Annotated in this window: 22 protein-coding genes and 1 tRNA gene; 17 read left to right on the forward strand and 6 right to left on the reverse strand. The window is 52.0% G+C overall.

Annotated elements, in window-relative coordinates; all coding sequences use genetic code 11:
• From B2067_RS05310 to dapB, 3 genes are all read left to right on the forward strand, one after another.
• Positions 1 to 517: Hsp70 family protein (locus tag B2067_RS05310; RefSeq protein ID WP_301387702.1), on the forward strand; the 517-nt coding region annotated here is incomplete at its 5' end.
• A 246-nt stretch (positions 518 to 763) separates the two neighbouring features.
• On the forward strand, positions 764 to 1,888 hold the full coding sequence (dnaJ, locus tag B2067_RS05315; protein WP_301387703.1) for a molecular chaperone DnaJ: 1,125 nt from the start codon (positions 764 to 766) through the stop codon (positions 1,886 to 1,888).
• A gap of 245 nt (positions 1,889 to 2,133) precedes the next feature.
• Positions 2,134 to 2,937: a 4-hydroxy-tetrahydrodipicolinate reductase gene (dapB, locus tag B2067_RS05320; RefSeq protein ID WP_297530427.1), complete on the forward strand. Its 804-nt coding sequence runs from the start codon at positions 2,134 to 2,136 to the stop codon at positions 2,935 to 2,937.
• Positions 2,938 to 3,189: 252 nt separating this feature from the next.
• On the opposite strand, the gene B2067_RS05325 is transcribed toward dapB, so the two are convergent.
• Both B2067_RS05325 and B2067_RS05330 read right to left on the reverse strand, forming a co-directional pair.
• The gene (locus tag B2067_RS05325) at positions 3,190 to 3,954 is read right to left on the reverse strand and encodes a hypothetical protein (protein WP_139325707.1); all 765 of its coding nucleotides are present in this window, start codon (positions 3,952 to 3,954) and stop codon (positions 3,190 to 3,192) included.
• Positions 3,955 to 4,077: 123 nt separating this feature from the next.
• Positions 4,078 to 4,692, reverse strand: coding sequence for a TetR/AcrR family transcriptional regulator (locus B2067_RS05330; RefSeq protein ID WP_068437922.1), 615 nt, complete (start codon positions 4,690 to 4,692; stop codon positions 4,078 to 4,080).
• A 364-nt stretch (positions 4,693 to 5,056) separates the two neighbouring features.
• Between B2067_RS05330 and carA the strand changes: the two genes are divergently transcribed.
• The 3 genes from carA (at position 5,057) to greA (ending at position 10,037) form a co-directional block, all read left to right on the forward strand.
• Positions 5,057 to 6,205, forward strand: a complete 1,149-nt coding sequence (gene carA / locus B2067_RS05335; RefSeq protein ID WP_301387704.1) for a glutamine-hydrolyzing carbamoyl-phosphate synthase small subunit — start codon at positions 5,057 to 5,059, stop codon at positions 6,203 to 6,205.
• Between the two features lie 22 nt (positions 6,206 to 6,227).
• Positions 6,228 to 9,443, forward strand: a complete 3,216-nt coding sequence (gene carB / locus B2067_RS05340; protein ID WP_301387706.1) for a carbamoyl-phosphate synthase large subunit — start codon at positions 6,228 to 6,230, stop codon at positions 9,441 to 9,443.
• Between the two features lie 117 nt (positions 9,444 to 9,560).
• The gene (gene greA, locus B2067_RS05345) at positions 9,561 to 10,037 is read left to right on the forward strand and encodes a transcription elongation factor GreA (protein ID WP_301377118.1); all 477 of its coding nucleotides are present in this window, start codon (positions 9,561 to 9,563) and stop codon (positions 10,035 to 10,037) included.
• Positions 10,038 to 10,132: 95 nt separating this feature from the next.
• On the opposite strand, the gene B2067_RS05350 is transcribed toward greA, so the two are convergent.
• On the reverse strand, positions 10,133 to 11,152 hold the full coding sequence (locus B2067_RS05350; RefSeq protein WP_297530417.1) for a fatty acid desaturase family protein: 1,020 nt from the start codon (positions 11,150 to 11,152) through the stop codon (positions 10,133 to 10,135).
• A 125-nt stretch (positions 11,153 to 11,277) separates the two neighbouring features.
• Between B2067_RS05350 and B2067_RS05355 the strand changes: the two genes are divergently transcribed.
• Complete coding sequence (locus tag B2067_RS05355; protein WP_301387708.1) at positions 11,278 to 12,087, forward strand: PaaX family transcriptional regulator; 810 nt, start codon at positions 11,278 to 11,280, stop codon at positions 12,085 to 12,087.
• Between the two features lie 37 nt (positions 12,088 to 12,124).
• Here B2067_RS05355 and B2067_RS05360 read toward each other — a convergent pair whose 3' ends face one another.
• The 3 genes from B2067_RS05360 to yhbY all read right to left on the reverse strand — a co-directional run bounded on the left by B2067_RS05360 (position 12,125) and on the right by yhbY (position 14,332).
• Positions 12,125 to 12,643 (reverse strand): acyl-CoA thioesterase, encoded by a 519-nt coding sequence (locus B2067_RS05360; protein ID WP_068437929.1) that lies wholly within the window; start codon positions 12,641 to 12,643, stop codon positions 12,125 to 12,127.
• Between the two features lie 163 nt (positions 12,644 to 12,806).
• A complete protein-coding gene (locus B2067_RS05365) occupies positions 12,807 to 13,931 on the reverse strand; it encodes a beta-ketoacyl-ACP synthase III (RefSeq protein WP_301179283.1) in 1,125 nt (374 codons plus the stop codon).
• A gap of 98 nt (positions 13,932 to 14,029) precedes the next feature.
• Positions 14,030 to 14,332: a ribosome assembly RNA-binding protein YhbY gene (gene yhbY, locus B2067_RS05370; protein ID WP_301377111.1), complete on the reverse strand. Its 303-nt coding sequence runs from the start codon at positions 14,330 to 14,332 to the stop codon at positions 14,030 to 14,032.
• A 116-nt stretch (positions 14,333 to 14,448) separates the two neighbouring features.
• Here yhbY and rlmE point away from each other — a divergent pair, with 116 nt between their 5' ends.
• From rlmE to B2067_RS05420, 10 genes are all read left to right on the forward strand, one after another.
• Entirely contained in the window at positions 14,449 to 15,069 is a 621-nt protein-coding gene (gene rlmE, locus B2067_RS05375) for a 23S rRNA (uridine(2552)-2'-O)-methyltransferase RlmE (RefSeq protein WP_297530409.1), read from the forward strand.
• A gap of 71 nt (positions 15,070 to 15,140) precedes the next feature.
• Positions 15,141 to 17,078 carry an ATP-dependent zinc metalloprotease FtsH gene (gene ftsH, locus B2067_RS05380; RefSeq protein WP_301387709.1) on the forward strand — a complete coding sequence of 646 codons (1,938 nt, stop codon included), beginning with the start codon at positions 15,141 to 15,143 and terminating at the stop codon, positions 17,076 to 17,078.
• Between the two features lie 90 nt (positions 17,079 to 17,168).
• Positions 17,169 to 18,011 carry a dihydropteroate synthase gene (gene folP, locus B2067_RS05385; RefSeq protein ID WP_301387710.1) on the forward strand — a complete coding sequence of 281 codons (843 nt, stop codon included), beginning with the start codon at positions 17,169 to 17,171 and terminating at the stop codon, positions 18,009 to 18,011.
• Positions 18,004 to 19,338, forward strand: a complete 1,335-nt coding sequence (gene glmM / locus B2067_RS05390; RefSeq protein ID WP_297530402.1) for a phosphoglucosamine mutase — start codon at positions 18,004 to 18,006, stop codon at positions 19,336 to 19,338. Before folP ends, glmM begins: the two co-directional genes overlap by 8 nt.
• Positions 19,339 to 19,420: 82 nt before the next feature.
• Entirely contained in the window at positions 19,421 to 20,161 is a 741-nt protein-coding gene (tpiA, locus tag B2067_RS05395; protein ID WP_297530400.1) for a triose-phosphate isomerase, read from the forward strand.
• Positions 20,162 to 20,176: 15 nt separating this feature from the next.
• The gene (secG, locus tag B2067_RS05400; protein WP_076513468.1) at positions 20,177 to 20,581 is read left to right on the forward strand and encodes a preprotein translocase subunit SecG; all 405 of its coding nucleotides are present in this window, start codon (positions 20,177 to 20,179) and stop codon (positions 20,579 to 20,581) included.
• Between the two features lie 15 nt (positions 20,582 to 20,596).
• A tRNA-Leu gene (locus B2067_RS05405) sits at positions 20,597 to 20,682 on the forward strand.
• A gap of 276 nt (positions 20,683 to 20,958) precedes the next feature.
• Positions 20,959 to 21,417 (forward strand): ribosome maturation factor RimP, encoded by a 459-nt coding sequence (rimP, locus tag B2067_RS05410; protein ID WP_297530396.1) that lies wholly within the window; start codon positions 20,959 to 20,961, stop codon positions 21,415 to 21,417.
• A gap of 22 nt (positions 21,418 to 21,439) precedes the next feature.
• On the forward strand, positions 21,440 to 22,936 hold the full coding sequence (gene nusA / locus B2067_RS05415) for a transcription termination factor NusA (RefSeq protein ID WP_301387711.1): 1,497 nt from the start codon (positions 21,440 to 21,442) through the stop codon (positions 22,934 to 22,936).
• 26 nt (positions 22,937 to 22,962) lie between these two features.
• On the forward strand, positions 22,963 to 23,564 hold a 602-nt coding region (locus tag B2067_RS05420), incomplete at its 3' end, for an IF-2-associated domain-containing protein (RefSeq protein WP_301387712.1).

Below are 23,564 nucleotides of genomic sequence, written 5' to 3' on the forward strand. Positions count from 1 at the left end.
TATGCCACAGATTGAAGTGACCTTCGACATCGATGCCAACGGTATTCTGAACGTTAGCGCGAAAGACAAGGCGACTGGCAAAGAGCAGTCCATCGTGATTAAAGCGAACTCGGGTCTGAGCGACGAAGAGATCGAGAAGATGGTGTCTGACGCGGAAGCAAACGCTGAAGCGGATAAGAAGTTCGAAGAAATGGTTCAGGTTCGCAACACAGCGGATGGTCTGATCCACGCGACTCGTAAGACACTGGAAGAAGCCGGCGACAAAGCGACCGATGATGAGAAATCAGCCATCGAAGCAGCCATCGCTGACCTGGAAGAAGCACTGAAAGGCGACGACAAAGACAACATCGAAGCCAAAACCAATGCTCTGACAGAAGCGTCTTCATCTCTGGCGCAGAAGCTTTACGCAGAGCAGGCAGCACAGGCTGAAGCCGCAGGTGGTGCAGAGCAGGCGGACAGCAGCGCTCAAGATGACGATGTGGTAGACGCTGAGTTCGAAGAAGTTAAAGACAAGTAATATACGGACCTGGCTGCGTTGCTATCGCGGTGTTGGAAAAGAGTTCGGAATGCTCATGTATGACTTATACACTGCGCTTCCTCACTCTTTTCCGCCTTGCGCTAGCGGCCTCGCCGACGGTCCGGAGACTGCGTGACGAGTTTTTGTTACGCCTTTGTCAAAGTAAGAACAGTGGACGCGGCAACCAGTTTGCCGCGTTTTACTTCGTAGCGGAGCTGCGAAGAGGTTTTAATTAACAGGTGAATCATGTCCAAGCGGGATTATTACGAAGTTCTCGGTGTAAGCCGGGATGTCGACGCGAAGGAGCTGAAGAAGGCTTACCGTAAACTGGCGATGAAGTACCATCCGGACCGTAACCCGGATGATAAAGATGCAGACGCTAAGTTTAAGGAAGCGACTGAAGCCTACGAAATTCTGGGTGACCAACAGAAGCGTGCCGCGTACGACCAGTATGGTCACGCAGGTGTCGACCCGAACGCCGGTGGCGGTGGTTTCGGTGGCGGCGGTGCTAACTTCAGCGACATCTTTGGCGATGTGTTCGGTGATATCTTTGGTGGCGGCGGTGGCCGGGGCGGTCGCGGTGGACCACAGCGTGGTTCTGATCTGCGTTACACCATGGAGCTTTCTCTCGAAGAAGCCGTGCGCGGTATCGAGAAGAAAATCCGTGTACCCACCCTGACAAGTTGTGAAACCTGTGATGGCTCAGGTGCCAAGCCAGGTACGTCACCTAAGACCTGTGGTACCTGCGGTGGCGCGGGTCAGGTGCGCATGCAGCAGGGCTTCTTCTCTGTGCAGCAGACCTGTCCGACCTGTCGTGGTCAGGGCACCATGATCGAAGATCCGTGCAACAGCTGTCACGGTCGCGGTGTGAAAGAAGAAACCAAAACGCTTTCAGTGAAAATTCCACCGGGCGTCGATACAGGTGATCGTATTCGTCTGTCAGGCGAAGGTGAAGCAGGCGCTATGGGTGGCCCAGCAGGCGACCTCTACGTTCAGGTGTCGGTGAAAGAGCATGAGTTGTTCCACCGGGATGGTCGCAACCTGTATTGCGATGTGCCGATCAGCATTGTTGATGCAGCACTGGGTGGCGAACTTGAAGTGCCAACCCTCGATGGTCGTGTGAAACTGAAGATCCCAGCGGAAACACAGTCAGGCAAACTCTTTCGCTTGCGTGGGAAAGGCGTAACGCCAGTGCGTGGTGGTACCGCTGGTGATCTCTTGTGTCGCGTGCAGGTAGAAACGCCAGTTAACCTGACGTCAGATCAGAAAGATCTGCTGATGAAGTTTCAGGAGTCGCTGACAGGAGAAAAGCATTCGCCACAAAAAAAATCCTGGTTTGAGGGGGTTAAACGCTTCTTCGAGGACATTTGACCAGACCTGCCTGCATCGTCATTACGGCGTTAAAAGAGGCCCGGAAATGCTCATGTATGACTTATACACTGCGCGTTTCCGGGCCTCTTTTGCCTTGTACTGACTTCTTCGTCAACGGTCTGGCGTCGTAATTTGTAGTAGCGCACCCCATGCGCGACACTCTGGCCTTTCCCGCGCTTTTCCTTACCCCATGCCTTCGGTATCCTTAGGCCGTCTATTTATCCTATCTACAAAGCAGAAGAATAATGACCCGAATTGCTATCACCGGTGCTGCCGGCCGTATGGGACGCGTGCTGATTGAAGCCGTCCACAATGATGAAGCCGCCGAAGTTGCAGGTGCGATTGTTCTTGAGAACGACCCTATGGTGGGTGTGGATGCTGGCGCTATCGCTGGTCTGGCCACGCCCCTGGACGTGAAGGCTGTCACTTCGGTCGAAGAAGCAATCCCTCACTTCGATGTACTGATCGATTTCACGTCACCAGAGTCGACCATGGCGAATGTCGAACTGTGCCAGAAGCATGGCAAAGGCATTGTGATTGGCACGACAGGACTGACCGATGAGCAGAAGTCCAAGCTGAAAGCCGCCGCTGCGGACACCCGGATCGTTTTTGCGCCGAACTACTCAGTGGGTGTGAACCTGTGTCTGAACCTGCTGCGCATGGCAGCCAAGGTGATGGGTGAAGACAGTGATATCGAAGTGATCGAGATGCACCACCGTCATAAAGTCGATGCGCCATCCGGTACTGCACTGCGCATGGGCGAAGTCGTTGCAGAAACCATGGGCTGGGATCTGAATGAAGTGGCTTGCTACGGCCGCGAGGGCCAGACGGGTGCTCGCCCGCACAAGCAGATTGGTTTTGAGACCATTCGTGGTGGAGACGTTGTCGGTGACCACACTGTGATGTTCGCCACCGAAGGCGAGCGTGTTGAGGTGACTCATAAAGCACAGAGCCGTATGACCTTTGCGAAGGGCGCTGTGCGTGCGGCGAAGTGGCTGACTGAGCAGCCAGCAGGGCTATACGATATGCAGGACGTTCTGGGGTTCTGATCTCTGCGTGCTGAGCTCGCTGATACTGCCTTAAAAACTCCTTCGGAATGCTCATGTACTACTCGTACACTCCGCTTCCTCATCAGTTTTTGCCTTGTCGCAGCGTCGCTCAGCAACCCAGAGTTAATCATCAGTTTTCTCTAGTCAGCGCGGAATGCTCATGTATTACCTATACATTCCGCTTCCTTGCTGACTTTTGCCAGACACAAAAAAGGCCGCGATTGCGGCCTTTCTTATATCTGGTGATCAGGATCAGTCATCGTTTGGATCGAGCGGATCACTGTCGTCCAGTTCGTCGATCTTGGCGAGCAGCGCTTTCAGACCTTCTTTATCTTTGGCTACACTCGACAGGTCGTCTGGAGTTGCGTCACTGAAATCACGGTCGCCTTCTTCCAGCAGGTCACGCATACCGCTGAGTGTAACGTATGGGGCTCGGCTGGATACGGCGTTTGCCAACCATGAGGGTAGTCGTCCAGCGAGATCAACGAATGTGGTGAAGCGCACCTTAGTCATGTCTTCACTGAGTGGTGTGATTTCGAACAGGTTCGAGAATTCGCGAATCTTGACCATGTTGTCATGCTCAGGGCCGATATCGTCAATGTTACGGCTGCTGATGTAAATCACGTCGTTCTCGATCCACGATTTGCTTTTGATCGTTACGTAGCGGGCAGCGACGGGCCATACGCCCTTGTATTCCATGTAGCTGTATTCCGGCGGGACGGCCGCGCTGTCACGACAGAAGTAGACCCACTTGTGCAGGTCTTCCGGTGTATCGATGGTCAGCAGAATATTCAGCGCGGGCTCGTTAAGAATCACTTCACCGCGAAACTGTTTTACGTCTGCTCCGGGGATTGCCCGGCGCCAGGTCGAAACTTCGCCCACCTCATCGCCTGAGGACGTGACTTCCCATGGGATGGAATCATCGATTTCTGTGACTTGTGGTTCAGCGTGTGCACTGAAAGGTATGGCCAGTAGCAATGCAGCGGCCGCCGCACAGGAAAACATTGCGCGTTTCACGGTATGAGTCTCTTGTTGTGATAATTTTTAATAGGTTAACCCCGAGAGGCCATGCTATGTAAGGTTGTTCTGGGCCGCAAGCGGAGAACACGCCACGTGTGTGGCGCGTTATAACCCGAAGGGTCAGGCGGGGCTAACCCCCAGAGTGTGACTGAAGCCTCTTGATATGAGCTCTCGGATGGCAGACTCGTCTTCTGCGTCAGGGCTGAAAACCATCATTACCAGCATATGGGCATTGCCCAAGGCCCATCGGGCCCGGTCATGAGCGGGCAGACCCGGAGCCAGCCGACCGTCATTAACGGCATTTTGTATCTGTGTTTCTATCAGAGACATCATCTGGTTCTGGAATGTGAGATAGCGTGGCCATGTATCTTCACGAACCGAAGAACTCCATTCCAGCCATATCTTAAAATAGTCTGGATAGGTCTTACACGCCTGAATGATAGTGGTGATGCAGTGGTCAAGAACCTCTGCAGCACTGCCTGGTTTCTCGACGGCACTGACGGAGAGATTGATCAGATAGTTTTCGACTTCGTCCAGTACTTCATCTACCAGAGCTTCACGGGTATTGAAGTAGTTGAAAACTGTAGCAACTGAGACTCCGGCCCGTTGAGCGATTTCAGTGTGCCCGGCCCGGCCGATACCGCGAAGAGCAAACACTGAAATAGCGTCTTTCATCAATAGTTGTTTGCGCTTGGAAGGATTCAGTCTGCGGCGGACGTGCGCTTCTCCATGCATGGTCTGGCCCCGTGTTTAGTTATTTTCCTGATGGGACACAAGTATGGGGCAAGGCTGATAAAAAAGGGAATACGTTAATAACAAAACTTATACAATAGTATTAGTTTGTATCAGGGCTGTAACTCTTCGCGGAAACGTCTGGTGGGATTAGCTCACGTGGACAATCAGTCAATATTTCTGTATCATCCCGCGCAATTTACGTATGTACAGCGGACGCCAGTCACGCACTGTCAGAATTGATCCGGAAGCGGGATGGAGTCAGAAAAGTCACCATCCCGCTTTTTTACGGCTCACGCAAGGACGGTCGGGCGTCAGCGGGGCGCATACGCTACCAGTTTTATCGTAAAATTTCGGGGAACGAGTCTTGTCTACGCCAGCAATTCTAGCTCTTGAAGACGGCAGCATCTTTAAAGGTACCAGTATTGGTGCAGAAGGTCTGTCTGTCGGAGAAGTGGTATTCAACACCTCTATGACCGGTTATCAGGAGATCCTCACCGATCCTTCTTATGCCCGCCAGATGGTTACTCTGACATACCCTCACATTGGTAACTACGGCACCAATGATGAAGATGAGGAGTCAAACGACGTCCATGCTACCGGTCTGATCATCCGTGATCTGCCACTGATTGCGTCTAGTTTCCGTAATCAGAAAGCATTGGATGTGTACCTGAAAGAACACAATGTTCTCGGTATCGCTGACATTGATACCCGTCGCCTGACCCGAATCCTGCGTGAAAAGGGCTCGCTCAACGGCTGCATGATTGCACGTGAAGACGCGCATTCTGACGCTGCGGTTGCTGAAGCGCTGGAAGCGGCTAAAGGCTTCCCGGGTCTGAAGGGCATGGACCTCGCTAAAGAAGTCACTGTTTCAGAGTCGTATAAGTGGACTGAATCAGACTGGACGCTGGGTCAGGGTTACGGCCAGGTCAGTGATCCTAAGTTCAAAGTCGTGGCATACGACTACGGTGTGAAACGCAACATTCTGCGCTTATTAGCAGAGCGTGGTTGTGATCTGACCGTCGTACCGGCGCAGACGCCCGCGTCTGAAGTGCTGGCAATGAATCCGGACGGTATCTTCCTGTCCAATGGCCCGGGCGACCCTGAGCCGTGTGATTACGCCATCAGTGCGATCAAAGAAATTCTTGAAACTAAGATCCCTGTGTTCGGCATTTGCCTCGGGCATCAGTTGCTGGCTCTGGCGTCCGGCGCCCAGACTGAAAAAATGCCTCACGGTCACCACGGTGGTAACCACCCGGTTCAGGACATCGAGACGGGTCGCGTGATGATCACTGCTCAGAACCACGGTTTTGCTGTGACTGAAGCGTCACTTCCTGCGAACGTGAAGGCGACGCACAAGTCGCTGTTCGACGGTACTCTGCAGGGTATCGCGTTGACGGATCGTCCGGCATTCAGCTTCCAGGGTCACCCTGAGGCGAGCCCAGGTCCAAAAGACGTTGCGCCACTGTTCGACCACTTTATTGAATTGATTGAAGCTGCCCAGGCCGCGAAGTAACAGAAACAGGAAATACCGAGACATGCCAAAACGTACAGACATACAAAGTATTCTGATTATCGGTGCTGGTCCGATCGTTATCGGTCAGGCCTGTGAGTTCGACTACTCAGGTGCACAGGCTTGTAAAGCACTGCGTGAAGAAGGTTACCGGGTTATTCTGGTGAACTCTAACCCAGCGACCATCATGACTGACCCGTCGATGGCCGACGCGACCTATATCGAGCCTATTACTGTCGAAGCCGTCGCTAAGATCATTGAAAAAGAACGTCCTGACGTACTGCTGCCAACCATGGGTGGTCAGACTGCACTGAACTGCGCTCTGGGTCTGGAATCTGCGGGCGTACTGGAAAAGTTCGGCGTAGAAATGATCGGTGCGAACGCTGACACCATCGATAAAGCGGAAGACCGTGACCGCTTCGATAAAGCCATGAAGGCAATTGGCCTTGAGTGTCCACGTGCCGGTATCGCGCACAGCATCGAAGAGGCACGTGAAGTTCAGAAAACTCTGGGTTTCCCCTGCATCATCCGCCCATCCTTCACCATGGGTGGCACCGGTGGTGGTATCGCGTACAACAAAGAAGAGTTCGAAGAAATCTGTACCCGTGGTCTGGACCTGTCTCCGACGAACGAGCTGCTGATTGATGAATCTCTGATCGGTTGGAAAGAATATGAGATGGAAGTGGTTCGTGACAAAAACGATAACTGCATCATCATCTGTTCTATCGAAAACTTTGACGCGATGGGTGTTCACACAGGTGACTCCATCACTGTCGCGCCAGCACAGACGTTGAGCGATAAAGAATACCAGATCATGCGTGACGCCTCCCTGGCGGTACTGCGTGAGATCGGTGTAGAAACCGGTGGTTCTAACGTTCAGTTCGGTATCAACCCGAAAGATGGCCGTATGGTCGTGATCGAGATGAACCCACGTGTATCCCGTTCATCGGCATTGGCATCGAAAGCGACCGGTTTCCCGATTGCTAAAGTGGCGGCCAAGCTGGCTGTCGGTTATACGCTCGACGAGCTGCAGAACGACATTACGGGCGGAGCGACGCCGGCGTCTTTTGAGCCATCGATTGACTATGTCGTAACTAAAATTCCTCGCTTCACCTTCGAAAAATTCCCACAGGCTGATGGTCGTCTGACGACTCAGATGAAGTCTGTGGGTGAGGTGATGGCGATCGGCCGTACTCAGCAGGAGTCTCTGCAGAAAGCCCTGCGTGGTCTGGAAGTGGGCTCTGTTGGTTTCGACCCAATGGTGGATCTGAAAGACCCAATGTCCCGCGACAAGGTTATTTCTGAACTGCGTACGCCAGCGTCTGAGCGTATCTGGTACGTGGGTGATGCTTTCCGTCTGGGTATGTCGGTTGAAGAAGTGTACGAGCACTCTGCGATTGACCCTTGGTTCCTGGTGCAGATTGAAGATCTGATCAAAGAAGAAGAGGCCGTGGCGCAAAGCAGCCTGCAGGCGCTGAATGGCGACCGCATGTTCCGCCTGAAGCGTAAAGGTTTCTCCGATGCGCGCCTGGCGCAACTGCTGGGTGTCACTGAAAAGACAGTCCGTAAGCACCGCCATAAGCTGAATATCCATCCGGTGTACAAGCGTGTGGATACCTGTGCGGCAGAATTTGCGACTGACACCGCCTACATGTACTCAACGTACGAAGAAGAGTGTGAAGCGAATCCGTCAGATCGAGAGAAAATCATCGTTCTGGGTGGTGGTCCTAACCGTATTGGTCAGGGTATTGAGTTTGACTACTGCTGCGTACACGCGGCACTGGCGTCGAAAGAAGAAGGTTTCGAAGCCATCATGGTCAACTGTAACCCTGAGACAGTATCGACCGACTATGACACGTCAGATCGCCTCTACTTCGAGCCGGTGACTCTGGAAGATGTTCTGGAAATCGTTGCTAAAGAGAAGCCTAAAGGCGTTATCGTTCAGTACGGTGGCCAGACACCACTGAAACTGGCTGACGAGCTGGAGGCGGCAGGTGTACCTATCATTGGTACTTCGCCTGAAGCCATCGACCGCGCTGAAGACCGTGAGCGTTTCCAGCAGATGATCCAGCGTCTGGGCCTGAAACAGCCAGTGAACGCGACCGTGACTTCCACGGAAGAAGCGATCGCTAAAGCGACTGAGATCGGCTATCCGCTGGTGGTGCGTCCATCCTATGTACTGGGTGGTCGTGCGATGGAAATCGTTAACAACGAGAAAGCGCTGCGTCGCTACATGACCGAAGCCGTTAAAGTCTCTAACGACTCTCCGGTACTGCTGGATCACTTCCTCGATCGCGCGATCGAAGTCGACATCGATGCAGTATGCGATGGCGAGCAGGTGGTTATCGGCGGCATCATGCAACACATCGAGCAGGCGGGTATTCACTCCGGTGACTCTGCGTGTTCACTGCCTCCATACAGCCTCGCCAAAGACGTGCAGGACAAAATGCGCGAACAGGTTGCGGCAATGGCGATGGAGCTGGGCGTTATCGGTCTGATGAACACTCAGCTGGCGTATCAGGATGGCGAAATCTACGTGATTGAGGTGAACCCTCGTGCCTCCCGTACGGTTCCGTTCGTGTCTAAGTGTATCGGTACTTCACTGGCAGCGATTGCAGCCAAAGTGATGACAGGAAAAACACTGGCCGAGCTTGGTTTCACCAGCGAAATTGTACCGTCTTACTTCTCAGTAAAAGAAGCGGTCTTCCCGTTCAATAAATTCCAGGGCGTCGATCCGATACTTGGCCCTGAAATGAAGTCGACCGGTGAAGTGATGGGTGCAGGCAGCACCTTCGGTGAAGCTTTCTTCAAAGCTCAATTGGGTGCAGGCGCATTCCTGCCGAATGAAGGTCTGGCGTTCCTGTCAGTCCGCGACGCGGACAAAGAAGGCGTTGTCGCAGTGGCAAAAGGGCTGATCGCGTGTGGCTTCAAGGTAATTTCTACCGATGGTACCTGTCGTGTACTGCGTGAAGCAGGCGTTGAAAGTGCCCGCGTTAACAAAGTGAACGAAGGACGTCCACACATTGTCGATATGATTAAGAACGATGAAATCGCTCTGATCGTAAACACGACTGACGGCCCACAGGCGATTGTTGATTCTGCTGACATCCGTCGCAGCGCGTTGCAGCATAAAGTTTACTACACCACCACTCTGGCAGGTGCAGAAGCTGTTGTTGAAGCATTGCGTTCAGAAGGTCTGAAAGAAGTTCGTCGTCTGCAGGAGTTGCACGCTTCGATTTAATTCAGGCGAAGCGCGCTATTCCGATATCGCGAATGACATAACGACATTAAAAATAATATCCAGATGCCCGAAGTAAATGACTTCGGGCATCTTCTATAGCAAGGGAGTCAAAATACGATGCAAAAGTATCCTATGACTGTCGAAGGTGAAAAGGCTCTGCGTGATGAGCTGAAGCAGTTAAAAACAGTTGAACGCCCAAAGGTTATTCAGGACATTGCTGACGCACGTGAGCACGGTGACCTGAAAGAAAATGCTGAATACCATGCGGCACGCGAACAGCAGGGTTTTATTGAAGGTCGCATTCAGGATATTGAAGGTAAGCTTTCTAATTCCCAGGTAATTGATATTAAATCAATTCCGCACAGCGGTAAGGTATTGTTCGGTACGACGGTAACCATCATCAATGTCGAGACCGACGAGGAAGTGGAATACCGGATCGTCGGTGATGACGAAGCCGACATCAAAAATAATCGTATTTCTGTATCCTCGCCGATTGCTCGTGCATTGATCGGCAAGGAAGAGGGGGACACCGTTGTGGTGAATATCCCAAGCGGTACGGTTGAATATGAAATCGATGAAGTGAAACACATCTGAGGCGTGTTGCATCAGGTTCTGTATTTCACGAAAGAGCCCGCAATTGCGGGCTTTTTTGTGTCTGAAATTTACGTTAGCGAGCCCCCAGAAAGAGCTTAGCGAGCAGACGCTGCCAATTTCAGAACCTGCCAGTAGCTTGGCGGGGGAGGGGTGATGTTTTTTTCCTGCATCAGTTTATGCAGCTCGGGCAGTTGCCAGAACGGAACTGAAACCAATGCGTGGTGTTCGATATGGAAATTCACATGGCATGGTGCAAAGAGTGCTCTGGTAAGCAGGCCTGCTCGGGTCGTTCTGGTATTTCTCAACATATCTCCAGTACGTTCTGTTACTGCATGTTCGGCGATGGCTCTGACACGAATGCAGAAGGGGTAAGTGAAGAAGTAGGCGGCCCACCAAAGTGCAAAAAGTTCTGTCAGGTTAAGGCTGAATGTGATTGCGAAGAATACTGTATGGAATATCAGAGTGCGTCGGCTATTGATAAAAAATGCGCGCAAGTGATCGCGTTTCTGCCAGCCCGGACGCTCCAGGCGGTCGACGACACCCGTAACGTTCCAACGAATCAGTTCGGCATTCATCATTGCCAGGCCAATCAGTGACTTCAGCCCTGTCTGGCCGGTGAAATCCCGCATGAACTTACGCATCAGGGATTTCTGGGTAGTAGGGAAGCCTTCAATCAGAGGAAGGTCGACATCTTTATCTGTCCCGGTATGAATGTGATGTTGGGCATGATGATGCCGGTACTTGAGCAGGTCGAGATAGACAGGGGCAGCACATAGCCAATGAGTTACTGTGTCATTCAGCTTTCTGTTGGCGAATAGAGTCCGGTGGGCACCCTCGTGAGTGAGGATGGCCAGGGCCAGTATACGTCCACCCAAAAATAAGAGGCACAGCGCAACCAGGGGGATGGACCAATAATTCAATATATCCATGGAGAACCATGCGAGGCCCAGTAAAAGGAAAATAGCAAACCAGCAATTGACTACTCCGATGGCGCCCTGGAAATCGGAGCGCTGCTGAAGTCGCCGGATGGTATTCTCGCCGAGAATATCATTTAACCGCTGTCGGGCAGATTCTCTGAGCAGGCCGGTTTCGAATAAATCTCTGTCATCTTTCATATGTCACACCAGACCTGGTTTTTTATTATAAATATTACGGTATATGGCATTTTGAGGTGAGTCTAGTAATTATTCCTTTCAGGCTGATATGTTAGTATGTGATCACAACAAGATAAGAACCCCCTATGCCTGACTCCAATAGTCCGTACCCCGCAAAGAAACTAATTCTGAACCTTGTTAAAGAGGCTCAACAGCCCATCTCTGCGCAGGTGATGGTGCGTATGGCCGAGTTATTTTCTGTTGAGGCGAATAATGTTCGGGTGACCCTGAATCGTCTCACGCGGCAGGACCTGTTGGATCTGACTGAACGTGGTGTGTATGTGCTCGGCTCTGCAGCACGGCATCTCGCTGAGCGCCAGAGTGCCTGGCGTCTTACAGAAGACAAAGTCCGTCCGTGGGAAGGACAATGGATCGCTATTTATACGGCGCACCTAGGACGGCGCGACCGAAAAATGCTGCGCCAGCGTCAGAGGGCAACGGCAATGTTGGGTTTCAGTGAGTTCTATCAGGGGTTGTTGATCCGTCCTGATAACTTACAGGCTTCTTTAGCGGATCTGACTGAGCAGCTGTTCCATCTCGGGCTTGAGCCTGAAGCCTGTGTATTCCGTGCTGAGGGTTTTAGTCAGGAGTCTGGGCCTTCACCGGAAGCACTCTGGCCGGTTACAGAGATTAATGCCCGTTATCGAGACAATACGGAAGAGATGCTCAGCTGGCGGTCTTCATTTGAGAATAAGCCACTGGATGTAGCTGCGCGGGAATGCTTTTTGATTGGTGATCGGGTGCTTCGTGATATTGCTTATGATCCGCTTCTTCCTGAGCAGATTGTGGATCAGCAGGCCCGCAGTGAGATGGTTGAGACAATGGCTGACTTTGATGATCTTGGTAAGTCTATCTGGCGGGAATTGATCAGCCGCTTTATCGAAGATCAGACCTGAGCGGTCTGATCTTACGTTCCCGATTATTTCGATGACGTTATGGGCAGCTGACCAGGTCTACGCCCAGCTCGTCTGATCCATCATCGGCTTCGATAGCCTTCATCATTTTCTGAAGTCGTTTACCGGCTTCACGACGCTTCATTGCCTTGTTATAGCGGCGAACCTGAACATCGTCTTTCAGCTCAAGCGGTGGCAAAGGGGTAGGCTTATTGTTTTCATCCATCGCAACCATATTAAAGTAGCAGGTGTGCGTGTGACGGACGGTTTTCAGTTTGATGTCCTCAGCGATCACTTTGATGCCGATTTCCATGGAGGTGCGTCCGACGTAGTTGACCGTCGCAAGGCAGGTAACCAGTTCGCCAATATGAATGGGCTGCTTGAACAGCACATTATCGACAGAAAGCGTAACAGCGTAGTGGCCGCTGTACCTCATTGCGCATGTGTAGGCGACTTTATCGAGGAGTTTGAGTAATTCTCCTCCGTGCATGTTACCGGAGAAGTTGGCCATGCCGGGGGTAACCAGCTCGGTCATTTCGGTCTGGATAATCTGACCCATGAATCTTACCTTGGTTTAGACAAGCGTTCATTTTGTCAGATTATTCGATATTTATCAGCGGTTTAGTGCCAACGTCGGCTTTGTCGTACAAGAAATAGAACCGCTAAAGAAAAAGCCGCACTGCGAAACACAGTACGGCTTTAAAAAGCGGAAGTGTCAGGCGTTATATCTTCTCGACTAACAGGCTGCCGACTGAGTAACCTGCACCGAAGGAGCAGATCAGGCCTTTCTCGCCGCTTTCGAAGCCATCTTTGTGGCGGTGGAAAGCAATCAGGGAGCCAGCGGACGCCGTATTCGCAAATTCATCCAGGACGATGGGGGTTTCATTCGCCTCGGGTTCGCGGCCCAGGAGCTTCTTGGCTGCAAACATATTCATTGTCAGGTTGGCCTGGTGCAGCCACATGCGTTTGAGGTCGCTGGCCTCAAGCTTGTTCTCTACCAGCTGTTCACTAATAAATCCAGTCACCAGGGGCAGCAGCTCTTTGAATACCTTACGGCCATTCTGGCGGAAGTATGGACGGTCTTCAGGCAGTTGATCATCACTGAAGCTGTGGTCTGTATAGTTGCCGTCGCAGCGGATGTTGTCGGAGAAGGTAGTCATCTGCTTGGTGTCGAGTACGCGGAATGCGTAATCGGCTGTACAGGTATCTTCGAGTTCCATGACAACTGCGGTCGCGACGTCACCGAAAATAAAGTGGCTGTCACGTGATTTGAGATTGACCTGAGGAGAGGCGAACTCAGGATTTACCACCAGAACACACTTTGCTGTCCCAGCCTTGAGGGCTGTGAAGGCGTTAATCATTGCAAAGGTCATGGTCGAGCAGGCAATCCCCATATCGTACGCGAACCCTTTGATGCCCAGTTTCTGCTGAACTTCAACCGCGGCAGACGGATAGGGACGCTGATGATTGGTGGTGCCCATGATCACCAGATCGATGTCTTCCGGCTTTTTATTGGCTTGCTCCATCGCTTCCCGACCCGCCGCAATAGCCATAGTGACTGTTTCTGGCTCGTCACCGGCCAGGGCTGGCTTGAAAGTGGGTGCCATACGCTCAGGGTCCAGCATCCCTTCTTTATACATCACATAACGCGATTTGATGCCCGAAGCTTTCTCAACGAACTCGCTGCTTGATGTAGGTAATGCTTCAACATCTCCCGCTTCAATCGCGGCGGCATTTTCAGCATTAAACTTTTCAACGTAGGCGTTGTACGCCTGGATGAGTTCATCGTTGGAGACAGTGTGTGGCGGAATAAAGAGGCCTGAGCCTGAAATAACAATGTTCGACATCGCTGCTTAACCTTTTTTATTTTGCATTATCCCCGCTGCGGGCTCGGTATCCAACCTCTGCGCGGGCACGGTGGTTAACTTGTCCTGATTTGCGGCGCTCAGCGCTGCAGGTTCGACAGAGCTGGCTTAGCTTTCGGGTTTCTGCGCAGAAGCAGGGCGGTATTACCGATCTGCTGTACCAGCTCTGCTGCGGTCTTTTTCACCAGTTCAGTGATAACCGCTTTTTTAACTTCGCGATCACCTACTGATACTTTGATTTTTATCAGCTCGTGATCATCCAGGGCACGGTTCAGCTCTTCCATGACGCCTTCGGTGAGGCCATTGCCAGCTACAGTGACAATAGGATTCAGGGTATGGCCAATAGATCTGTAGGCCTTCTTCTGTTCGTTGCTTAACGCCATAGGGTTCGGTCGCTCGACTTTAGGGTGTAAAATATGGCCAAAGTATACCTCAGGTGCTTGAGAATAACTGCACTCTGAGTGCCTCGCAGACGTAAAATTACGGAGTACATGGCCTTATGGCGCGCTCGAAATCCAGTGCAGACTGGTTGAAAGAACATGTTGACGATATCTGGGTCCAGAAGGCACAGCAGGATGGCTATAGAACGCGGGCCAGTTATAAACTCATTGAGCTGGATGATAAGGACAAACTGATACGCCCCGGTTCTGTGGTTGTGGATCTCGGTTCAGCGCCTGGTGGTTGGTCGCAGGTGGTTGCGCAGCGAGTCGGTGAGAAGGGGCTTGTCATTGCTTCTGACATTCTGGAAATGGACGCCATCGCTGATGTGACCTTTATTCAGGGGGACTTCACCACAGAAGAAGTCTACGACCAGCTTGTCGATGTGATCGATGGGCGACCGGTAGACCTTGTAATCTCAGATATGGCCCCCAATATGAGTGGTATGTCGTCTATTGACCAGCCCGGCGCTATGTACCTTGTAGAGCTTGCGTTGGATATGGCGCGTCAAGTGTTGAAACCAAACGGCAGTTTCGTAGCCAAAGTGTTTCAGGGCGAAGGCTTCGATGCTTACCTGGCTGATATGAAACAGTCGTTTGCGAAAGTAATGATTCGTAAACCTAAGGCATCCCGAGCGCGATCGCGCGAGGTGTATATCGTCGCTAAAGGTTTTCGTCCCTGACCATTGGCTGCTAAGCTAAGCAGAGTGATTCCGGCCGCGTGGCGGTCTGTACGAGTAAGGTGGTGCCTCACATGGCAAAGAATTTCGTTTTATGGGCTGTTATCGCCGCTGTGCTGATGATGGTATTTCAAGGGCTCAACCCGGTAGATCGCAGTAACAGCTGGTCCTACTCGGAGTTCATGAAGGCTGTCGAAAGCGGTCAGGTCGAATCAGTGACTATCTCCGGGCAATCCATCAAGGGGACTTCTCGTGGCGGGCAGGCATTTGAGTCTGTGTTACCCGCGTTCGACGATAAGCTGATGGATACGCTTCTGGTTAATGACGTCGAAGTGATTGGCGAGAAACCAGAGAAGCAGAGCTTCCTGTCTCAGTTGCTGCTGGCGTCACTGCCGATCCTCATTATTATCGCGGTGTTCATGCTGTTTATGCGCCAGATGCAGGGTGGCGGTTCTGGTCGTGGCGGCCCGATGGCCTTCGGCAAGAGCAAAGCCAAGCTGCTGAGTGAAGACCAGATTAAGACGACCTTTGGTGACGTTGCTGGTTGTGATGAAGCCAAAGAAGATGTGAAAGAGCTGGTTGAGTTCCTGCGTGAACCCGGCAAGTATCAGAAGCTGGGCGGTAAGATCCCTCGCGGTGTTCTGATGGTTGGTCAGCCTGGCACTGGTAAAACACTGCTGGCGAAAGCGATTGCTGGTGAGGCTCGTGTACCTTTCTTTTCAATTTCCGGTTCTGACTTCGTCGAAATGTTCGTCGGTGTCGGTGCCTCCCGTGTACGTGACATGTTCGAGCAGGCGAAGAAGCAGGCTCCTTGTATTATTTTCATCGACGAGATCGATGCTGTAGGTCGCTCCCGTGGCGTAGGTATCGGCGGTGGTAACGACGAACGCGAACAGACCCTGAACCAGCTGCTGGTTGAGATGGATGGCTTCGAGGTTAATGACGGCATCATCGTGATTGCTGCGACTAACCGCCCAGACGTACTCGACCCAGCGCTTCTTCGTCCGGGCCGTTTTGACCGTCAGGTTGTGGTCGGTCTGCCGGATATTCGCGGTCGTGAACAGATTCTTCAGGTGCATATGAAAAAAGCACCTGTGGCAGATGATGTGAACGCATCTCTGATTGCTCGCGGTACTCCAGGCTTCTCGGGTGCAGACCTTGCTAACCTGGTTAACGAGGCCGCTCTCTTTGCAGCTCGCGCGAATCGCTCTGAAGTGACGATGGAAGAGTTCGAGAAGGCAAAAGACAAGATCCTCATGGGTGCCGAGCGCAAAACCATGGTCATGTCTGAAAAAGAGAAAGAAAATACGGCGTACCACGAGGCTGGTCATGCGATTGTTGGTCGACTTGTGCCCGAGCACGATCCGGTCTACAAAGTATCTATCATTCCTCGTGGCCGTGCCCTTGGTGTGACTATGTTCCTGCCAGAGGAAGATCGTCACTCAATCAGCAAACGTGGTATCGAGAGCAACATCTGCTCACTCTATGGTGGTCGTATCGCCGAAGAGCTCACACTGGGCAAAGACGGTGTGACGACAGGGGCCTCGAACGATATTGAGCGTGCTACAAAGTATGCGCGTAACTATGTCACCAAGTGGGGCCTTTCTGACAAGCTGGGTGCTCAGCTGTACTCAGAGGATGAACAGAACGGGTACCTGGGTAGCTCAGGTGGTGGTCAGATGGCTCATCTTTCTGACGACACTGCGCGTTCAATTGATTCTGAGGTGAAAGAGCTGCTGGATCGTTGTTACCAGCGTGCGACTCAGATTCTGGTCGACAACCGCGATAAGCTTGAAATGATGAAAGACGCACTGATGGAATACGAGACAATCGATTCTGATCAGATCGACGACATCATGTCTGGTACCAAGCCGCGTCCACCAAAAGGTTGGGGAGACGGTTCTGGTGGCTTACCTGCGATGTCAGCAGATGAGCCTGCCGAGAAAGAATCTCGTGACATGGCCAGTGATGATGACGACGTTGCTGGAGAGCCAGCTGGCGAACGCCAGTAGTTACTCAAGGCTCTGATGTCTCTAACAGGCACCGGTTTCCGGTGCCTGTTTTGTTTAAAATCCCTCGTATGATCTGATCCGGACCTTCCTGTGAAACTTTCTTGTGGTAATCGCACTCTCGATCTGGGGACTGCCCACGTCATGGGTATCCTCAATGTCACGCCTGACTCCTTTTCCGATGGTGGACAGTTTAACCAGCTGGATAAAGCCATTGCTCATGCTGAAAGTATGGTCGCTGAAGGAGCCACCATTCTTGATGTTGGTGGTGAATCCACTCGGCCGGGCGCTGCCGCAGTATCTGTCGCCGAAGAGCTTGGGCGAGTAGTGCCGGTTGTTGAGCATATCGCCGCCAGACTGGATGTTGCGATATCCGTCGATACGAGTACCGCAGAAGTTATCATAGAGTCTGCAAAAGCCGGCGCACACCTTATCAACGATGTACGCGCGTTGCGAAGAGAAGGTGCTCTGAAAGCTGCCGCTGAAACCCGGCTGCCTGTATGCCTGATGCATATGCAGGGGGAACCGGACACTATGCAGAAGAATCCCAGATACGATGACGTAGTGCAGGATGTCAGGAACTTCTTAAGGGAGCGCATTGCTGCCGCTCAGGCCGCAGGCATCTCCTCTGAACAGATTCTGCTTGATCCGGGATTCGGATTTGGTAAAACGCGTATACACAACTACACGCTGTTGAATCGCCTTGAACAGATCGCAGCGCTGGGATACCCATTGCTGACGGGCTTATCCCGTAAACGTATGATCGCTGATGTGCTTAACGCCAGCGGTGACGCTACCGAGCGTGATGATGCCAGTGCGGCAGCAGCAACCCTTTGCGCTATGAAGGGCGCACGCATCATCCGGGCGCACAATGTTAAAAAGACCTGGGAAGCTTTGCAGGTCGTGAACGCAACCCTGAGGGAAGGGCATGAGTAGAAAGTATTTTGGCACCGATGGTATCCGTGGACGGGTCGGTGAGGGGGCTATTACCCCTGAGTTTGTTATGCGCCTTGGTTGGGCTGCCGGTAAGGTGTTTGCTAAGCGCGGAGTGAGCCGCATACTGATTGGTAAAGATACCCGTATTTCAGGCTATATGTTTGAATCAGCTTTGGAAGCCGGGCTGTCGGCTGCTGGTGTTGATATCGGTTTGTTGGGGCCTATTCCTACGCCAGGCATTGCTTATCTCACACGTACTTTCCGTGCCGATGCCGGCATCGTCATCAGTGCCTCGCACAACCCTTACTATGACAATGGCATTAAGTTCTTCTCAGCTGACGGTACCAAGTTGCCTGATGAAGTGGAACTTGAAATTGAGAGCTATCTGGACCAGCCGATCGAGTGTGTTGAGTCAGATAAACTGGGTAAGGCTGTCCGCATCAACGATGCGGCGGGGCGCTATATCGAGTTTTGCAAAGGTACGGCAAATTCTCTGAATCTGCGTGGCCTGAAGCTGGTACTGGACTGCAGTAACGGAGCAACCTATCAGATTGCTCCAGCAGTATTCTCTGAGCTTGGCGCAAGCGTTACCACCATTGGTAATACGCCAGACGGTCTTAACATCAATAAAGACTGCGGTTCTACCTCGCCTGAGAAACTTCGTGCTGCGGTTCTTGAACAGAAAGCTGATCTCGGAATCGCATTCGACGGTGACGGTGATCGGGTCCTGATGGTAGATCACACTGGCGAACTGGTCGATGGCGATCAGTTGCTTTACATCGTCGCCAGCCATGCTGCTGAGCAAGGCCGGTTAAATGGTGGCGTGGTTGGTACTCAGATGAGTAACCTCGGTCTTGAGCTGGCATTGAAAGAGCAGGGTATCGATTTTGTACGTGCAAAAGTCGGCGATCGCTATGTGATGCAGAAACTGGTTGAGCATAACTGGCGCTTCGGTGGTGAATCGTCCGGGCATCTTCTTTGTCTGGATGCGAATACCACCGGAGACGGTATTGTTTCAGCGCTGCAGGTACTGGTTGCTTTGCGAGACACCGGTGTAGGTCTGCGTGAATGGACTGAACGTATGATTAAGATGCCACAGACCATGATTAATGTGCGTCGCCAGCGTGATCTTGATGTGATGGCTGATGAACGTGTCCAGCAAGCGCTTTCTGCTACGGAGAAAAAGCTGGGTGATCGCGGCAGGGTGTTGTTACGTCCGTCTGGTACAGAGCCGCTGGTTCGCGTGATGGTCGAGGCTGATGACCCAGCGGTAACTCAGTTGCTGGCGCAGGAGCTGGCTGAAGAAGTGAGCAAGGTGCTGGCATAGGCTGAAGTAGCCAGCGCTGCCCATCTTGTTTCAGACGAGCTTCTCAGATAGTATCTGCGCTCTTTGAATTTTGGGGTGACACATGCGTCGCATATTAGTAGCCGGAAACTGGAAGATGAACGCGTCACGCGCTCAGACTGACACTTTAATTACGGGGCTCCGTAATGCCGGCGAACTCACGTGTGACCTCGCTGTGTTTCCTCCGTTTCCGTATCTGAGTCAGGCGATCTCTGTCGCTGAAGGCAGCCAGATCAGTGTTGGTGCACAGAACTGTGCAGAGGCGGACAGCGGTGCGTTCACTGGTGAAGTGTCGGCAGAAATGCTGAGCGATCTCGGTGCCAGTATGGTCATTATTGGTCACTCAGAGCGCCGGACTCTATACGGCGAGACTGACGACGTTGTTCTGCGCAAAACACGCAAGGCACTGGATAATGGGTTGATTGCTGTTGTCTGTGTTGGAGAGACGCTGGAAGAACGTCAAGGCGGAAAAGCCGAAGAGGTTGTCGGGGCTCAGATGTCTTTGCTGATCTCTGAGCTTACAGATGCCGATTGGAAAAACGTAGTGATCGCTTACGAACCAGTATGGGCGATCGGTACTGGCGAAACAGCAACACCAGAGCAGGCGCAGGCAATTCACGCGTTTATTCGTGGATTATTGACTGAACGGAGCGCAGATCTTGCTGCTGCAACTCGCTTGCTTTATGGCGGAAGCGTAAAAGCTGCAAATGCGGCTGAATTATTTTCACAACAGGATATCGACGGTGGTCTGGTCGGCGGGGCATCCCTCGATGTAGATGAATTTCTCGGTATTTGTCGGGCATAAGGGCTCAGGATTTTTATGGAACAGATTATTCTCATCGGTCACATCGTCATTGCTATCGCGATTATCGCTTTCGTTCTGATGCAGCAAGGTAAGGGGGCTGACGCTGGCGCTTCGTTTGGTTCAGGTGCATCTCAGACTGTATTCGGTTCTGCTGGTTCTGCCAATTTTCTGAGTCGTACTACAGCAATTCTCGCTACCGCATTTTTCATTACCAGTCTGGGTTTGGCCATTTATGCCAAGCAAAAGGCCTCTGGTGCAGATGAAGCAGGAATTCCTACACTGGAAGTGCAAGAAGTACTTGAGCAAGACACCCCAGTTGTGGAAGAATACGCGCCGTCTGAAGATGACGCTCCAGAACTGGACGCTTCTGCTGAAGCAGATAGCCCGGTTGTGGAAACAACGGAAGAAACGACTAAGTAATTTCTTCCCCTGTGTGCGGATGTGGTGGAATTGGTAGACACGCCATCTTGAGGGGGTGGTGAGCAACGCTCGTGCGAGTTCGAGTCTCGCCATCCGCACCAACTTATTCCGATGATCGTGACTCAACGGTCATCTGAGAAAGCGGACCAGGGTTCGCTTTTTTTATTGGCAGCGCGTATAATGCGGCTGCTTATTTGAAAAGCCCCTCACGTCAGGGGCTTTTTAGTAGCTGGCATTCTGAAATTGTTTGTTTATGGATGCTCAGTATCACAGGAATCTGCTCTGCAGGTTTCGGTCTGCAAAAGGCAGTAGCGGACTGGGCACATGTTGCCCAGTTTTTGTTTGTGGCGAGAGCCAAATCCCCGGGAGAATTTGTCGTGGCAAAAGAGAGTCTGTTAAACGAACTGCTCGGTCCGGTCGTTGAGTCCATGGGATATACCTTCTGGGGGCTTGAATATCTCTCCCAGGGTAAAGACACAGTATTGCGTGTGTTTATTGATCACGAAAACGGTATCACCGTTGATGACTGCGCTGCAGTCAGTCGTCAGATCAGTAGTGTGATGGATGTAGAAGATCCGATCTCTCAGGTTTACAACCTGGAAGTGTCATCCCCAGGTATGGATCGTCCTGTGTTCACACTCGAGCAGTACGCGTCATTAGCAGGAAATATTATCGACGTACGTTTGCGCATGGCGTTTGACGGGCGGCGGAAATTCAAGGGCCAATTAATTGGTGTGGAGCAGGAAGACATCGTTCTTCGCGTAGACGATAACGAATACCTGTTGCCTATCGAGCTGATTGAAAAGGCTAACGTTGTTCCACAATTCAAGGATTAAGGTTGCAAAGCGAGGCTAGAAGATGAGCAAAGAAATTCTCCTGGTCGCGGAAGCGGTTTCCAACGAGAAAGGCGTTTCCAGGGAAATTATTTTTCAGGCGATCGAATCGGCGTTGGCCGCAGTAGCGAAAAAACGTTACGAAGATGAAGAGGCCGTTATCCGTGTGGATATCGACCGTAAAACTGGCGACTACGAAACTTTCCGTAGCTGGCTGGTTGTAAGCAATGACGTGGTACCAGGTCTTGGTGATGAGCTGACCCTGGAAGAAGCACACGAAATTGATACCAACCTGCAGCCGGGTGATACCTACGAAATTCAGGTAGAAAACCCTGACTTCGGTCGTATTGCCGCACAGGCCGCAAAACAGATCATCGTACAGAAAGTTCGTGAAGCTGAGCGTGCTCAGGTCGTTGAACAGTACGAACACCGTGTCGGCGAGCTGATCGGCGGCACAGTGAAAAAAGTAACGCGTGACAACGTTATCGTCGATCTTGGTAATAACGCTGAAGCATTGATGCCTAAAGATCAGTTGATTGGTCGTGAAATCATGCGTATGGGCGATCGTATACGCGCCATTCTGTTTGATATCCGTCCGGAAAACCGTGGGCCGCAGCTGATGCTGAGCCGTACTGTGCCAGCCATGCTGATTGAGCTGTTCCGTATCGAAGTGCCGGAAATTTCAGAAGAAGTTATTGAAATTAAAGGCGCTGCACGTGATCCGGGTTCGCGCGCTAAAATCGCTGTTAAATCCAACGATAAGCGTATCGATCCTGTAGGTGCTTGTGTGGGTATGCGCGGTGCGCGTGTTCAGGCAGTCACTAACGAACTGGGTGGTAACGAGCGTATCGACATCGTGCTTTGGGACGACAACCCAGCGCAGTTGGTCATTAATGCGATGGCTCCGGCTGAAGTTGCGTCAATTGTTGTTGATGAAGAAACCAACTCAATGGATGTTGCCGTTGCAGAAGACAATCTCGCTCAGGCTATTGGCCGGGGTGGTCAGAATGTTCGACTGGCTTCTGAACTGACGGGTTGGGAAATCAACGTCATGACCGAAGAAGACGCCATCGAGAAACAGAACGAAGAAGCGTCCGGCTTTATTGAAGGCTTTATGAACAGCCTCGATATCGACGAAGACTTCGCGACACTTCTGGTGGAAGAGGGCTTTACGACCCTCGAAGAAATCGCCTACGTACCTATGGAAGAGATGCTCCAGATTGATGGCCTCGATGAGGACATCGTGACAGAGCTGCGTAATCGCGCCAAAGATGTGTTGCTGACCCAGGCGATTGCGTCTGAAGAAGTGCTCGAATCAGCACAGCCGGCGGAAGACCTTCTTAATATGGAAGGCATGGACAAGCATCTGGCATTGGTTCTCGCCAGCAAAGGTATCTGCACGATGGAAGACCTTGCTGAGCAAGCAATTGATGACCTGCTGGATGTCGAAGGGATGACCGAAGAAAAAGCGGGCGAGCTGATCATGACTGCCCGTAAGCCTTGGTTTGAAGGCACTGAATAATCACTCGCCCGGTATAGGAGAAACGTATGGCAGATGTAACAGTTAAAGAGCTAGCCGACGTGGTAGGGACGAGCACAGACCGCCTGCTCTCCCAAATGAAAGAAGCGGGCCTGCCTCAGAGCGCTGAGACTGACACTGTAAATGACGAGCAGAAGCAAAGCCTGCTCGCATTTCTGAAAAAAAGTCACGGCGAAGCTGACGCTGAGCCAAAAAAAATCACTCTGAAGCGTAAAGTTACTACGACTTTAAAAACAGGTCAGGGTGGTAAGAAAGCGGTTAATATCGAAGTGCGTAAGAAGCGTACTTATGTGAAACGCGAAGAAGTTGATGTCGCGGCTGAGAAAGCCCGTCAGGAAGAAGAAGCGCGTATCGCTGCAGAAAAAGAAGCGGCCCTGAAGGCTCAGGCTGAAGCTGAGAAAGCGGCAGCAGAGGAAGCGGAGCGAGCCAAGGCGGCTGCAAGCAAAGCTGAATCAGCGCCAGCGGCAAGCGAGCCTGCACCTAAAGTTGAAGCGAAAGAAGCGCCTAAGAAGAAGGCGGAAGCAAAACCAGCTCCAACGCCTGAAGAAGATGCAGCGCAGAAACGTGCGGCAGCAGAAGCAGCTCAGCAGCGTGACGATCATCGTAAGAA

Origin of the sequence: Thalassolituus sp. UBA2590, assembly GCF_002339775.1 — a bacterium.
Classification (GTDB): domain Bacteria; phylum Pseudomonadota; class Gammaproteobacteria; order Pseudomonadales; family Oceanobacteraceae; genus Thalassolituus.

Bases quoted from the DNA above. Each gene is read 5' to 3' on its own strand.
- B2067_RS05330 (WP_068437922.1), bottom strand. From the start codon at position 4,692: ATGCATGGAGAAGCGCACGTCCGCCGCAGACTGAATCCTTCCAAGCGC.
- glmM (WP_297530402.1), top strand. From the start codon at position 18,004: ATGAGTAGAAAGTATTTTGGCACCGATGGTATCCGTGGACGGGTCGGT.
- tpiA (WP_297530400.1), top strand. From the start codon at position 19,421: ATGCGTCGCATATTAGTAGCCGGAAACTGGAAGATGAACGCGTCACGC.
- greA (WP_301377118.1), top strand. From the start codon at position 9,561: ATGCAAAAGTATCCTATGACTGTCGAAGGTGAAAAGGCTCTGCGTGAT.
- rlmE (WP_297530409.1), top strand. From the start codon at position 14,449: ATGGCGCGCTCGAAATCCAGTGCAGACTGGTTGAAAGAACATGTTGAC.
- secG (WP_076513468.1), top strand. From the start codon at position 20,177: ATGGAACAGATTATTCTCATCGGTCACATCGTCATTGCTATCGCGATT.
- B2067_RS05355 (WP_301387708.1), top strand. From the start codon at position 11,278: ATGCCTGACTCCAATAGTCCGTACCCCGCAAAGAAACTAATTCTGAAC.
- B2067_RS05360 (WP_068437929.1), bottom strand. From the start codon at position 12,643: ATGGGTCAGATTATCCAGACCGAAATGACCGAGCTGGTTACCCCCGGC.
- B2067_RS05365 (WP_301179283.1), bottom strand. From the start codon at position 13,931: ATGTCGAACATTGTTATTTCAGGCTCAGGCCTCTTTATTCCGCCACAC.
- dapB (WP_297530427.1), top strand. From the start codon at position 2,134: ATGACCCGAATTGCTATCACCGGTGCTGCCGGCCGTATGGGACGCGTG.
- yhbY (WP_301377111.1), bottom strand. From the start codon at position 14,332: ATGGCGTTAAGCAACGAACAGAAGAAGGCCTACAGATCTATTGGCCAT.
- carB (WP_301387706.1), top strand. From the start codon at position 6,228: ATGCCAAAACGTACAGACATACAAAGTATTCTGATTATCGGTGCTGGT.
- ftsH (WP_301387709.1), top strand. From the start codon at position 15,141: ATGGCAAAGAATTTCGTTTTATGGGCTGTTATCGCCGCTGTGCTGATG.
- B2067_RS05350 (WP_297530417.1), bottom strand. From the start codon at position 11,152: ATGAAAGATGACAGAGATTTATTCGAAACCGGCCTGCTCAGAGAATCT.
- nusA (WP_301387711.1), top strand. From the start codon at position 21,440: ATGAGCAAAGAAATTCTCCTGGTCGCGGAAGCGGTTTCCAACGAGAAA.
- dnaJ (WP_301387703.1), top strand. From the start codon at position 764: ATGTCCAAGCGGGATTATTACGAAGTTCTCGGTGTAAGCCGGGATGTC.